This is a genomic window from Roseibium sp. HPY-6 (genome assembly GCF_040530035.1).
Classification (GTDB): domain Bacteria; phylum Pseudomonadota; class Alphaproteobacteria; order Rhizobiales; family Stappiaceae; genus Roseibium.
In genome coordinates, this window is record NZ_JBEWCD010000002.1 from 957,929 (window position 1) to 971,142 (window position 13,214).

A 13,214-nucleotide genomic window follows, 5' to 3' on the forward strand; every position below is an offset into this window, starting at 1 on the left:
CTTCCGAAGTCGCTGCTGGAGGAGATATTCGTGGCCGACGTTGAAACCTTTTACGATGTGATGCGCCGGCAAGGTATTACCCGGCGCAGCTTCATGAAATACTGTGCGCTGACGGCCTCGGCGTTGGGGCTTGGACCTGCGTTCGTGCCCAAGATTGCTCACGCCATGGAGACCAAACAGCGTACGCCTGTCATCTGGGTGCACGGCCTGGAATGCACCTGTTGTTCCGAGAGCTTCATCCGGTCCGCGCACCCGCTGGCAAAGGACGTGGTGTTGTCGATGATCAGTCTCGATTACGACGACACCCTTATGGCGGCGGCAGGGCACGCCGCTGAAGCTGCATTTGAAGACACCATCCAGAAATACAAGGGCGAGTACATCCTTGCTGTCGAGGGCAATCCGCCGCTGAACGAAGACGGAATGTTCTGTATCACGGGCGGCAAGCCATTCGTGGAAAAGCTGCGCTACGCGGCCAAGGACGCCAAGGCGATCATCAGCTGGGGGGCATGTGCGTCCTATGGGTGCGTTCAGGCCGCCAAGCCAAACCCGACGCAGGCGACGCCCGTGCACAAGGTCATCCTGGACAAGCCAATCATCAAGGTCCCCGGATGTCCGCCGATCGCGGAGGTCATGACAGGTGTTATCACCTACATGCTCACGTTCGACCGCTTGCCTGAACTCGACCGGCAAGGCCGTCCGGCGATGTTCTACGGGCAGCGCATCCACGACAAGTGTTACCGCCGGCCCCATTTCGACGCCGGTCAGTTCGTCGAGGAGTGGGATGATGAATATGCCAGGAAAGGCTACTGCCTCTACAAGATGGGTTGTAAGGGGCCGACAACCTACAACGCCTGTTCCACAATCCGCTGGAACGACGGCGTCAGCTTCCCGATCCAGTCGGGGCACGGTTGCATCGGCTGTTCTGAAGACGGTTTCTGGGATCAGGGAGCATTCTACGACCGCGTGACCGATCTGACACAGTTTGGTGTGGAGTCCAACGCTGATCAGGTCGGTTTCGCCGCCGCTGGCGTGGTTGGCGCCGGTGTCGCCGCGCACGCCGCAGTTTCCGCCCTCAAGACCGCCCAGAAGAAAACCCAGTCACAACCCAGCAAAGAGGAGGCCTGATCCATGGTTGTCCAGACACCAAACGGCTTCAATCTCGACACCTCTGGTCAGCGGATCGTGGTCGACCCGGTCACCCGGATCGAAGGCCACATGCGTTGCGAAGTGAATGTCGACGACGAGGGCTATATTCGCAATGCCGTCTCGACTGGCACCATGTGGCGCGGCCTAGAGGTCATTCTCAAGGGCCGCGATCCACGCGATGCCTGGGCGTTCACCGAAAGGATCTGCGGTGTGTGCACGGGCACGCACGCCCTGACTTCGGTGCGCGCGGTCGAGGACGCACTCGGCATTACCATCCCCGACAATGCCAATTCGATCCGCAACATGATGCAGCTCAACCTGCAGATCCATGACCATATCGTGCATTTTTATCACCTGCATGCTCTGGACTGGGTCAATCCGGTGAACGCCCTGCGTGCGGATCCCAAGGCGACCAGCGAGCTGCAGCAAGCCGTCTCGCCAAGTCATCCACTATCGTCGCCCGGATATTTCCGGGACGTGCAGAACCGGCTTAAACAGTTTGTCGAAAGCGGTCAGCTTGGGCTGTTCAAGAACGGCTATTGGGACAATCCTGCCTATTTGCTGCCGCCTGAAGCTGACCTGATGGCGACCACCCACTATCTCGAAGCGCTGGATCTTCAGAAGGAAGTCGTCAAGGTCCATACGATCTTCGGCGGCAAGAACCCGCACCCTAACTGGCTGGTTGGCGGTGTTCCCTGTCCGATCAATGTGCATTCAACAGGTGCTGTCGGAGCGATCAACATGGAGCGGCTGAACCTGGTTAGCTCCATCATCGACAAGTGCATCGAGTTCAACAAGAACGTCTATCTGCCGGACGTCGTTGCCATCGGCGGTTTCTACAAGAACTGGCTTTATGGCGGCGGCCTCAGTTCCAAGGCCGTTCTGGCCTATGGCGACATTCCCGAACATGCCAACGACTTCTCTGCGGAGCAGCTCTACCTGCCGCGCGGCGCAATTGTCGATGGCGATCTTACAACAGTTCATGATGTGGATGTCCGGGATCCGGAACAGGTCCAGGAGTTCGTCGATCACAGCTGGTACGACTATGGTGAAGCTGGCAAAGGTCTGCATCCCTGGGAAGGCGAAACCGAGGCGAAGTTCGAACTCGGTCCGAACCTCAAGGGCAGCAGGACCAATATCAAGCAGATCGACGAAAGCGCAAAATATTCCTGGATCAAGGCGCCTCGCTGGCGCGGCAATGCCATGGAGGTCGGGCCGCTTGCCCGTTACATCGTGGGCTACGCCAGTGGGCACGAAGACATTTCCAACCAGGTTAACGGACTTCTCAGAACCATGGATCTGCCGGTCGATGCCTTGTTCTCCACCCTCGGGCGGACGGCAGCGCGAGCGCTGGAAAGCGAATACTGCGGACGACTGCAGAAGCATTTCTTCGACAAGCTGATGACCAACATCAAGAACGGCGATGAAAGTACAGCAAACGTTGCCAAGTGGGATCCGTCAAAATGGCCCAAGGAAGCCAAGGGCGTCGGCATGACCGAAGCGCCGCGCGGTGCACTCGGCCATTGGGTAAAGATCAAGGATGCTCGGATCGAGAACTACCAGTGCGTCGTTCCGACCACCTGGAACGGCTCGCCCCGCGACAGCCAGGGCAACATAGGCGCATTCGAGGCAAGCCTCATGAACACCAAGATGGAACGCCCGGAGGAACCGGTCGAAATCCTGCGCACGCTGCACAGTTTCGATCCCTGCCTTGCCTGTTCCACGCACGTGATGTCGCCGGATGGCGAGGAGCTCACCACCGTGAAAGTTCGCTGAGGAGAAGCGCAATGAGATTCGCTGCATTGATTGTTTTTGCCCTTGCCAGCACGGCGGCGACGGCACATGGCGGCCACGAAGAGGCCAGAACCATGGGTGACGCGCATTGGTTTGCGTCAGCCGACCATCTTCTGATGCTGATGCTCGGCGGGCTTTTGTTCGGTGTGGGCGTATACGCGCTGCTTCGTCGACTGCTTGCTTCGCGGACCCAATCATAGGAGGGCCTCATGGCTGACATGTCGACCGATCCGCTTGCCGGAACGCACGCCGACTCTGAAGACCGTTCCCACACCAGCCGGCAAACCAGCGTCTATGTCTATGAGGCTCCGGTGCGAATGTGGCATTGGATCAACGCTGCGGCGATCATGGTTTTGTGCCTGACCGGATACCTCATCGGGTCTCCGCCGCCGACTATGGAAATTGCCGAGGCAACAAACCAGTTCGTTTTCGGCTATATCCGGTTCGTCCATTTCGCGGCGGGCTGGGTTCTGGCGATCGGCTTTCTAGGCCGCATCTACTGGGCAATTTTCGGAAACCATCACGCACGCCAGTTGTTTTATCTGCCGCTTTTGAGCAGCACCTGGTGGCGCGAAGTCTGGTTCGAGGTGCGCTGGTACCTCTTTCTGGAAAAAGAGCCCAAGAAATATGTCGGCCACAACCCGCTGGCACAACTGACGATGTTCTGTTTCATCACCATTGGTGTGAGCTTCATGATCATCACCGGGTTCGCCCTTTATGGCGAGGGTCTGGGCCACGGCAGCTGGGCGGACATTATGTTCGGCTGGGTTTTCACTCTGTTCGGCGGCAACAGCATGCTGGTGCATACCTATCACCATCTCGGCATGTGGTGGATCGTGATCTTCATGATCATCCATATCTATGTGGCCGTTCGTGAAGACATCATGAGCCGTCAATCGATCGTGTCGACCATGATTTCGGGACACCGAACCTTCAAGGACGACAGGCCGAACTGACCTGAACCAAGTGACATCTTCAGAAAAGCAGGTCATCGGGCCTGCTTTTTTGTTTGTAAGGTAAGCTTTCACCGGGAAATCGAATTGGAAGGTTTGTTTTCACTCAGGTTTGAGAGTTGGAGCGCCCTTTTGAAAAAATATGATTAAATACAGATATTTAGAGAAAATCTGGAATTTTGAGAAATGTCATTTGCTCCCGAAACCAGAAGTCTTACGCTTGGTTTGAGAAAAATTGGAAAGCAAGTTTCCAGTTTTTGAGGGAGGAATTCATGACGGCACAGGTGCTCGTTCTTGGCATCGGGAATGTCCTATGGGCCGACGAGGGGTTTGGCGTACGGTGCGTCGAAGCTCTGGCAGACAACTGGACTTTCGACCAAAACGTGAAGCTTCTGGATGGCGGTACGCAGGGGCTCTACCTGCTTCCATTTCTTGAGACTGCCGATATCCTTCTTGTCTTTGATGCGATTGATTACGGGCTTGCCCCCGGCACCTTGAAGATCGTGGAAGGCGATGAGGTACCCAGTTTCATGGGCGCCAAGAAGATGTCCCTGCACCAGACCGGATTTCAGGACGTGATCGCGACCGCCCGGTTGATGGGCTACTGCCCTGAAACGCTCATTCTGATCGGTTGCCAGCCGGAAGAGCTTGAAGACTATGGAGGCGGCTTGCGCGCTTCCGTTGCGGAGCAGATCGGTCCGGCGCTCGAGATTGCCTTGCTGCAGCTATCAGAACTCGGTGTTCAAGCCGTCCCCGGAAAAGGCGATACACGGCTGCTGGCAGACCCGTCCATTTTGCGCGGTGCCTATGAAACCGGGCGCCCGTCTGAAGACGCCGCCTGCCGCATTGGTGACGATCGCTTCTTTCCGAACGGCAGCTGAACCGATGTGTCTTGGCATTCCAATGCAGCTCTTTGCGATCCACGGCATAGCAGGCCATGTGTCACGTGGCTCACACCAGGAACTGGTCGACTTGTCGCTGACGCCTGACGCGGTAGTTGGCGATTGGGTTCTGACTTTCCTGGGAGCTGCGAGAGAAATCATAAGCGCTGACGAAGCGGCAAAGATCTCGGCAGCGCTGGAGGGATTGAGCGCTGTTATGAACGGCGGCTCAGCCGGCAACGCCTTTGCCGATCTCGAAGAGACCGAACCCAGTTTACCCAGCCATCTGCAAGCCGCGCTTGATGCCGGACGCACAACGGCTTGAGGAGGACCGTTGATGAACCACCCACTCATAACTCGCCTGATTACGGATTTCGGTTGGCCTAAGCTGACAACGATGGATGAATTCAGTGCATTTACCGAAGCACCGGGTGTCCATGTCCTGTTTGTTCCAGGTGATCCTGCACGCAACCTCGAAACGCCGGATGTCGCGGTAATCCTTCCGGAACTGCAGATGGCATTTCAAGGGCAATTCGACTGCGCGGTCGTAGATGAGCCCATTGAGTACAAGGTGCGTGAAGATGCCGGTGTTCTGAAAACGCCCAGCCTGATCTTCTATCGCCAGGGCCGGATGATCGGCGGGATACCGAAAGTCCGTGATTGGCAGGAATACGTCCAGAGGATCAGCCAGTTCATCGTCGAACCTGTTGCCGCCGAATGAGGAAATGATCATGTCCAGCAATTTCTTGACACCACCGATCGGGTTCGGTCCAGGGTCCCAGCCGCTCGAAGCAGGTGATGAAAAACTGGATTACATGGCAATGCCCCAGGACATGCGCGCCTACGCGCCGCGCATTCCTGAAGTCGAAGGCCCGCTGGACGATCTGGCGCCGGCGCTGGCATTGTTGCGCGAAGTCGCGCAAGCCTGTGCTTCCGGTGTCTCGGCCCGGTTCGACCTTTCCACGCTTGATGCCGAAAACATCAGCCTGATCTCGGAGACGCTTGGAGAAGGCGAAGTTGCCGCAAAAGTAAGAGGCGTTCCGGCCATCGCGGTACAGGAAAGCGTTTTTGCCGGGGTCTGGAGTTTGAACGGCGTTGGCCTGCGAACGGTCGAAGTTGGTCCGATACCTGGATGCGTCACGAAAGACCCTTTCCGCCCCACACGGCGCGCGCAGCTTGACGCGACACCGAAGGCCCAAGGTGTTATCAACGCACCGGCGTTGCTGGCAGAGTTGTGCCACAAGTCATCCAATTTCGACCGGGATGACGCGCTTGAAGTTATCAATCTGACCCTGCTGCCACACACGGAGGAAGATCTTGCGTGGCTGGACGCTGCCCTTGGCGAGGGAGCCGTTACCATACTCTCACGGGGATATGGCAACTGCCGGATCACAGCGACAGCACTGAAGCACGTGTGGCGTGTGCAATTCTTTAACTCCATGGACACGCTCATCCTGGACACGTTTGAAGTCACCGATGTTCCGGAAGTAGCCTTGGCCGCGCCCGAGGATTTGTCCGACAGCGGCTCGAGGATCCTGAAAGTCCTGGAGGCAATTGCATGACCGGGTTCGAGGGAAGCTTCCTGGGCGCCACCAACAAGATCAGCCATGCTGCGATCATGGAATGCAAGATCTGCTGGACGCCCTATGATCCCGCGGAGGGAGACGACTATCGCCAGATCGAGCCTGGAACCGCGTTTGTGAATTTGCCGGACGATTGGTCTTGCCCGAATTGCAGTGCGCCAAAAGAACAGTTCATGGTCCTTGAAGATCCCGGCGCCGCGTCGGTCCTTGAAGCCAGCCGGCTTGACGAGGTCGCATCGCGTCTGGTCGCGGACTTCCGTGAGGTCTGGCACGCCGGAATGCGGGACCTTCCAATGGTCAACAAGCTGCTCTCCGTCGAGGCGATCGGTTTTCAGATCTGGAACGAACGTCCAATCGGTGTGTTGATGACCCCGTGGTTCATGAACCTTGTCCTGTTGCCCGCCGAAAACGAAAGCTGGGATGAAATCAAGCCTGGAACAAAGGACGTGATCAGCTTTCCCTCCGGCGACTACGAGTTCATTCACAACGCGCGTGAAATGACGGGCAGCTATATGGCGTGCTCCCTGTTTTCGCCGATGTGGGATTTCAAAACGCAAATGCAGGCGGTGGACGTTGCACGCGCGGTCATGGTGGCGCTGTTCGATCCTGAAAACGTCGCCGAGACCGATCGGTCCGCCGATATCCGTGCGGCACGCGAAACAGACCTTGAACAGGCGGAAATTGACGAAGTAGGTGGGAAACCAGACACGGAGCTCGTGCCGACCCGGCGCGCGGTGATCACCGGTGGCCTCTCGACCGGCGCGACGATGGAGAGCTGAAGAATGCGCACGCGCGGTACATCGGGTTCGGCAATGATGAAAGCAAGGCCTTCCGCGCCGCTTCCCGTTGCTGGCCTCGTCGTCGGCAAGTCGGCCGAAGATGCCGCTGAGCTGCTGCCGCGCCTGTTCAACCTGTGCCGTGTGACCCAGGATATGGCTGCACGCATGGCATTCGGCCTTCAGCCAGGCCGGAATCCGATGGAGGAATTGCGGCGCGAAATCCTTCGGGATCATCTGATCAAGTTCTGCATAAGCTTCCCGGCGTTTTTCGGACGCAATCCGCGCCCGCTGCCCCAGGACCTGATGAGCGGATCGCGTCAGGTCCGGGCCAGCCTTTTCGGAGTGCATGGTTGTCCGCCAACAACGCCGTCCGAATTCGACGCCTTTTTGAACGCCGGTGATGCCGCCGGTGAAACGCTGGACCAGATCGGTGTCTGCTTCGCGCCTGGAGAAGCCGCTACCGCGATCCTGTCAACCGTGTCCCGGCAAAATGTCTTTGGTGCCGAGGCCCTTGAAAACTCGGTGGCCGCGCGCCAGGCACACCATCCGGTCATGCGGCATGTCGAGCGTAAATACGGTCGTGGACCGCTTTGGCGCGCGACGGCCCGACTTTACGATGCAGAGGACTGCCTGACCGGACGTCTTCAGGAAGCGGTGCTTGTTCGGCCTGGCCGCGCCATTGTACCGGCGGCCAGAGGCACATACGCAATCAGCGCCGACGTGGAAGACGGGATGGTCACGAACTTTCGACGCATTACGCCGACGGATCATCTCATGACACCAGGCGGCGTACTCGATCAGTCTCTTGCGAGCCTGCCACACAAGAACGCTGAGCTGGCGCCGCTTGTCCTCGATATTCTCGACCCGTGCATACCGGTCTCATTGGTGGAGGTGCGCGATGCATGAGATGTCGCTCTGCGAAGGCATCAGAAACGTGATTGAAGACCAGGCAAAACAGCACGCGGTGAATCGTGTCACGAGGGTCCGGCTTGAGCTCGGCAGGTTTGGCGGGGTCGAGAAGGATGCTCTGCATTTTGCCTTCGACGTGGTCATGCGGAATTCTGTCGCGGAAGGCGCAGAGCTCGTGGTCATCGACCTGCCAGGCCGCGCGCTTTGTTATGACTGTATGGAGGAGGTGACGATTGAGCATCGATTCGATCCTTGTCCATCTTGTGGCGGCGGCAAGCTGATGCCGCAAGGAGGCGATGAAATGCGGATAAAGGATCTGGAGGTGGTCTGATGTGCACGGTATGCGGATGCGGCGATGGCGAAGTCAAGGTGCACGGACACAAGCACCACTCACACGACCATTCCCACACACACTCTCACAGCCATGATGATGGCCTTCATTTCGGCGATGGTGCGGCGGGAGTATCCGTTCCTGGCTATTCGCAGGAGCGCCTGATCAAGATCGAGACTGATATCCTGGCCAAGAATGACCGTTATGCGGAATTGAATCGGGCTAAGCTGGCCGCACAGGAGGTCTTTGCGGTCAACCTGGTGTCGTCCCCCGGCTCCGGAAAGACAACGTTGTTGTGCAAGACAATCGAAGCACTTGGTGGCCAGCCGCTCGCCGTCATTGAAGGCGATCAGCAGACGCAGAACGATGCCGATCGGATCCGCGCGACCGGAGCCCCTGCCATCCAGGTCAATACGGGCAAAGGCTGTCATCTGGACGGTCACATGGTCGGTCACGCAATCGAGCACCTCACCTTGTCGCACGGCAGCCTTTTGTTCATTGAAAATGTAGGCAATCTGGTGTGTCCGGCCAGTTTCGATCTTGGCGAGGACTGCAAGGTTGCAATCCTCTCAGTGACCGAGGGTGAAGACAAGCCGCTGAAATATCCCGACATGTTCACTGCGGCGCGGTTGGCGATCCTGAACAAGATCGATCTCGCACCTCACTGTGACGTTGATCTGGACCTTTACACAGCCAACCTGAGACGCGTGAATCCGACCATCGAGATCCTGAATCTGTCGGCACGAACAGGTGAAGGAATGTCTGAGTGGATCACCTGGCTGCGCACGAACCTTGCGCAAAAACAACTCCAGGGAGCCGCGGAATGACGAGCCTCCCGACAGTTCTTCTGGTCGATGACGAGGAACACTCTCTGGCATCCATGCGCATGACGCTGGAGGATGATTTCGAGTGTCTGACGGCGACCAATGTCGAGGATGCACTCCGGCTGATGGAGGAAAATTTCGTGCAGGTGATACTGTGCGACCACCGGATGCCTGGAAAAACCGGCATTGAGTTTCTGTCCGATGTCAGAAAGAAGTGGCCGGAAACGGTCAGGATCGTCATCACCGGCTATACTGAGACGAATGACATGATCGCGGCGATCAACGAGGCCGGCGTCTACCAGTTCCTGACCAAGCCGTGGCATCCCGACCATCTTTTGATGGTCGCCAAGAACGCCTCGCAGCTATTTCAGCTGACGCGCGATCATGACCGCATGTCGCTGGAAATGCGCTTTCTTGCTAGGACAGTGGAAAGCAAGCTGGAAACGCGTCGGAAAGAACTGCGCGAGGGTCTGGGTTTCGAGAAGGTGCTGCGCGCACCCAACTCGCCGATGAACGCCGTGATCGAGCAGGCCCGCAAATTTGCAAGCTTCGATGTCCCCGTGATGATTTCGGGTGAAACTGGAACCGGCAAGGCTCAAATTGCCCGGGCGATCCACTATACGTCCCTTCGCTCGGATCAGGCATTTTACGAACTGAACTGCGTCGGCCTGTCGGACGCGATGTTGCAGGTGAAGCTGCTCGGCGCAAAGCGCGGCACGTTGCCCGGTGTGCCGACCAACAAGCTCGGTCTTTTTCAAAAAGCCGATCGCGGCACGTTGTTCCTTAACGGCATCGAGACCTTGAGCGATCAGATGCAGCTCACGCTGCTGCGCGCGGCAAAAGAAGGCACATTCGAACCGCTTGGCGGGAGCGAAACACTAACCACCAACATCCGCCTCCTGACTGGAGCGCCGGACGACATCTCTCAGAGAATTGGGCGGGGAACATTCAACCGCGAACTCTACTACGCCCTGGCGCGTGTCGAACTGAACATGCCGCCCCTGCGCTCCCGGATTGAGGATATCGGCCCACTCGGCCAGAACATCCTGTTCGAATTGGCGGTCCAGCACGGTAAGCCTGTCAATGGTTTGTCCGATCTGGCGATCGAGTTCCTGTCGAACTACGACTGGCCCGGCAATCTTCCCGAACTTGAGAATGAACTTCTCAGGATGCTGATCACAGCACAGGATGCGGTTTTGGGACCCGAGTTGATCTCGCGCCATATCCTGCAGGCGGATCCGTCGCTGCCGCCGAGCGTCGACCAGCATGCGGACGATATTCTTTCCGGCGAAGGCACCCTGAAAGACCGGATTGAAGTCATTGAAATGCGCATTCTGCGTGAGACGTTGACGCGGCTGAAGTGGAACAAGAGCAGGGCTGCAAACGAATTGGGTCTGTCGCGCGTCGGACTGCGTTCGAAACTGGACCGGTGCGGCATTCGCCAACCTGGCAGCGCGCCTGCCGAGGAAGAGGAGGATTGAACCATGTGCCTGGGGATCCCCGGACAGATCGTGGAGATTACCGATGCGTCCCGCCTGTTGGCCATGGCCGACGTTTCGGGCGTCCGACGCGAGGTCAACATTGCATGTGTGCTTGAAGGCGAGCCGGAAAGTCTTGTCGGCTGCTGGACGTTGATCCACGTGGGATTCGCGATGAGCCTCATCGACGAGGAGGAGGCGGCCAAAACGCTGGAAGCGCTCCGCAGCCTGGGCGAAGCACAGGAAACGCTGGAGGCAATGGCGCAGGGCGATGCCGCATTGGAGGCAAGCAGATGAGATACGTCGAGGAATTCCGTGATCCGGTTGCCGCAAAGTCCATTCTCGCGGCGATTGAGAAGGTGGTCGATGAGATAGGTGCGACGGCTGAAAAGCCCGTCTACATCATGGAGATCTGCGGCGGGCACACGCACGCAATCTTCCGCTACGGTCTGGACCGTCTGACACCGGCCGGGCTCGAGTTCATACACGGTCCCGGATGCCCGGTATGTGTTCTTCCGATGAGCCGGATTGACGAATGCGTCGAGATCGCCGAACGGCCGGAAGTGATTTTCACAACTTTCGGGGACGCGATGCGCGTGCCCGGATCCAGGAAATCACTGCTCCAGGCAAAAGCCGACGGAGCCGATATCCGCATGGTCTATTCACCTCTCGACGCGTTGGAGATCGCGCGCCGCACTCCGGACCGCGAAGTCGTCTTCTTCGGTCTCGGATTCGAAACAACCACGCCTTCGACAGCGCTTTCGATCCAGCAGGCAGCGCGTGAAAACCTGGCCAACTTCACTGTCTTTTGCAATCACATTACGGTTCCGCCACCCATCAAGGTGCTGCTCGACGATCCATCTATGGTGCTGGACGGGTTCGTCGGTCCAGGTCATGTGTCCATGGTGATCGGAACGCATCCATATGACTTCATAGCGGCCGACTACGGCAAGCCGATTGTCGTCGCCGGATTCGAACCTCTCGATCTGCTGCAATCGGTGCTGATGGTGTTGGAACAGATTCGCGACGGACGCGCCGAAGTGGAAAACCAGTATGCGCGCGTTGTTCCAGAAGAGGGCAACTCTGTATCGCTCGCGGCGATCGCGGATGTCTACGAGCCGCGCCCGCGGTTTGAATGGCGCGGGCTTGGCGAGATCGACGCAAGCGGCTTGCGGATCCGCGACGCTTACCAGTCCTTTGACGCCGAAATCCGCTTCAAGGTTGGCTATGGCGCTGGAGAGCGCTCGGTCCAGGAGCCTGAAGGCTGTGCCTGCGGCCAGGTGATGACCGGACGGGTAAAGCCCCATCAGTGTCCGCACTATGGCACAACCTGCACGCCCGAAATGCCGCTTGGGGCGCTGATGGTCAGCTCCGAAGGCGCTTGCGCAGCATACTATCAATACGGCGCCATGGAGGCTGCGGAATGAACATGGCTGCTCCGATCAAACCGACCCGTCTGCGCGGCGATCGCGTGACGCTTGCACATGGCGGTGGCGGCAAGGCGATGCGTGACCTGATTGAAGAGGTTTTCACGGATGTCTTCAAGCCGGCGGGCGACGAGGATCAGGCCCGCCTTACTTCCGAGGCGCTGCGCGAGCCGGGAAGCCAGCTTGCGATGACGACCGACAGCTTTGTCGTCTCGCCCGTCGAATTCCCAGGCGGTGACATCGGCAAGATTGCGGTCTGCGGGACCGTCAACGATCTTGCTGTCGGGGGCGCAACACCGCTTTGGCTGTCGGCTGCATTCATCATCGAGGAAGGTTGCGAGATCGAGCTGCTTCGCCGGATTGTTCGGACCATGCAGGCCGAGGCAAACAAGGCTGGTGTTCGGATTGTGACAGGAGACACCAAGGTTGTTGGCAAAGGCGCGGCGGACAAGGTTTTTGTAACAACAACCGGGGTGGGTGTCATTCCACCGGACCGGTCCATGGCCGCGTCGGAGATCCGTCCGGGCGACGTTGCGATCGTCAACGGAGTGCTGGGCGATCATGGTGCTGCCATCCTGGCCGCGCGCGGCGACATGGCTCTATCGACCGATATCATCTCGGACTGCCAGAGCCTGAACGGTTTGATCGAAACCGTTCTTGCGGCCGTTCCGGAAACAAGAGCCGCACGTGACGCCACAAGAGGCGGCCTTGCCTCCGCCCTGAACGAAATGGCAGCGGCGGCCGGTGTCAGTATCGAAATCGACGAGACTGCCGTTCCGCTGCGCAACGAGGTCAAGGGCATATGCGAGATCCTGGGACTGGACCCCCTTTATCTTGCCAATGAAGGAACACTGGTTCTTTTCGTTCCAGAGGAAAAGGCCGAGGCGGCGCTCACGGCAATGCGGGCAACGCCGGAAGGTTGCAACGCTGTCGCGATAGGCAAGGCAATGTCGGGCCATCCGGGCCGGGTTGTCATGCGCACCGCCTTCGGTGGTCAGCGCTTGGTCGACATGCTGGTCGGCGAACAATTGCCGCGGATTTGCTAGAAACCCGTTCCGGCGTTTCCGGGCCTGATTGGCTGATGCACTCATCGGGCATCATGCATTGAA

Annotated in this window: 16 protein-coding genes; all 16 read left to right on the plus strand. The window is 58.2% G+C overall.

Features of this window, described 5'->3' with window-relative positions:
• Window positions 1-30 precede the first annotated feature (30 nt).
• The 16 genes from ABVF61_RS15810 to hypE all read left to right on the plus strand — a co-directional run bounded on the left by ABVF61_RS15810 (window position 31) and on the right by hypE (window position 13,151).
• A complete protein-coding gene (locus tag ABVF61_RS15810) occupies window positions 31-1,125 on the plus strand; it encodes a hydrogenase small subunit (protein ID WP_353994495.1) in 1,095 nt (364 codons plus the stop codon).
• Between the two features lie 3 nt (window positions 1,126-1,128).
• Window positions 1,129-2,922 (plus strand): nickel-dependent hydrogenase large subunit, encoded by a 1,794-nt coding sequence (locus ABVF61_RS15815; RefSeq protein WP_353994496.1) that lies wholly within the window; start codon window positions 1,129-1,131, stop codon window positions 2,920-2,922.
• Between the two features lie 11 nt (window positions 2,923-2,933).
• Window positions 2,934-3,140, plus strand: a complete 207-nt coding sequence (locus tag ABVF61_RS15820; RefSeq protein ID WP_353994497.1) for a hypothetical protein — start codon at window positions 2,934-2,936, stop codon at window positions 3,138-3,140.
• 18 nt (window positions 3,141-3,158) lie between these two features.
• A complete protein-coding gene (gene cybH / locus ABVF61_RS15825; RefSeq protein WP_353996444.1) occupies window positions 3,159-3,896 on the plus strand; it encodes a Ni/Fe-hydrogenase, b-type cytochrome subunit in 738 nt (245 codons plus the stop codon).
• Window positions 3,897-4,165: 269 nt separating this feature from the next.
• Window positions 4,166-4,774, plus strand: a complete 609-nt coding sequence (locus tag ABVF61_RS15830; protein ID WP_353994498.1) for a HyaD/HybD family hydrogenase maturation endopeptidase — start codon at window positions 4,166-4,168, stop codon at window positions 4,772-4,774.
• A gap of 4 nt (window positions 4,775-4,778) precedes the next feature.
• On the plus strand, window positions 4,779-5,099 hold the full coding sequence (locus tag ABVF61_RS15835) for a HypC/HybG/HupF family hydrogenase formation chaperone (protein WP_353994499.1): 321 nt from the start codon (window positions 4,779-4,781) through the stop codon (window positions 5,097-5,099).
• A 12-nt stretch (window positions 5,100-5,111) separates the two neighbouring features.
• Window positions 5,112-5,495 carry a thioredoxin domain-containing protein gene (locus ABVF61_RS15840; RefSeq protein WP_353994500.1) on the plus strand — a complete coding sequence of 128 codons (384 nt, stop codon included), beginning with the start codon at window positions 5,112-5,114 and terminating at the stop codon, window positions 5,493-5,495.
• 10 nt (window positions 5,496-5,505) lie between these two features.
• Window positions 5,506-6,336: a hydrogenase expression/formation protein gene (locus tag ABVF61_RS15845; RefSeq protein WP_353994501.1), complete on the plus strand. Its 831-nt coding sequence runs from the start codon at window positions 5,506-5,508 to the stop codon at window positions 6,334-6,336.
• Window positions 6,333-7,136 carry a [NiFe]-hydrogenase assembly chaperone HybE gene (gene hybE, locus ABVF61_RS15850; protein WP_353994502.1) on the plus strand — a complete coding sequence of 268 codons (804 nt, stop codon included), beginning with the start codon at window positions 6,333-6,335 and terminating at the stop codon, window positions 7,134-7,136. The genes ABVF61_RS15845 and hybE overlap by 4 nt, the downstream gene beginning before the upstream one ends.
• Window positions 7,137-7,139: 3 nt before the next feature.
• Window positions 7,140-8,042, plus strand: a complete 903-nt coding sequence (locus ABVF61_RS15855; protein ID WP_353994503.1) for a hypothetical protein — start codon at window positions 7,140-7,142, stop codon at window positions 8,040-8,042.
• Entirely contained in the window at window positions 8,035-8,376 is a 342-nt protein-coding gene (hypA, locus tag ABVF61_RS15860; RefSeq protein ID WP_353994504.1) for a hydrogenase maturation nickel metallochaperone HypA, read from the plus strand. The genes ABVF61_RS15855 and hypA overlap by 8 nt, the downstream gene beginning before the upstream one ends.
• Window positions 8,376-9,203: a hydrogenase nickel incorporation protein HypB gene (gene hypB / locus ABVF61_RS15865; RefSeq protein ID WP_353994505.1), complete on the plus strand. Its 828-nt coding sequence runs from the start codon at window positions 8,376-8,378 to the stop codon at window positions 9,201-9,203. The genes hypA and hypB overlap by 1 nt, the downstream gene beginning before the upstream one ends.
• Window positions 9,200-10,681, plus strand: a complete 1,482-nt coding sequence (locus ABVF61_RS15870) for a sigma-54-dependent transcriptional regulator (protein WP_353994506.1) — start codon at window positions 9,200-9,202, stop codon at window positions 10,679-10,681. Before hypB ends, ABVF61_RS15870 begins: the two co-directional genes overlap by 4 nt.
• 3 nt (window positions 10,682-10,684) lie before the next feature.
• A complete protein-coding gene (gene hypC, locus ABVF61_RS15875) occupies window positions 10,685-10,975 on the plus strand; it encodes a HypC/HybG/HupF family hydrogenase formation chaperone (RefSeq protein WP_353994507.1) in 291 nt (96 codons plus the stop codon).
• Window positions 10,972-12,105 carry a hydrogenase formation protein HypD gene (gene hypD, locus ABVF61_RS15880; protein ID WP_353994508.1) on the plus strand — a complete coding sequence of 378 codons (1,134 nt, stop codon included), beginning with the start codon at window positions 10,972-10,974 and terminating at the stop codon, window positions 12,103-12,105. Before hypC ends, hypD begins: the two co-directional genes overlap by 4 nt.
• Window positions 12,102-13,151, plus strand: coding sequence for a hydrogenase expression/formation protein HypE (gene hypE, locus ABVF61_RS15885; RefSeq protein ID WP_353994509.1), 1,050 nt, complete (start codon window positions 12,102-12,104; stop codon window positions 13,149-13,151). The genes hypD and hypE overlap by 4 nt, the downstream gene beginning before the upstream one ends.
• Window positions 13,152-13,214 lie beyond the last annotated feature (63 nt).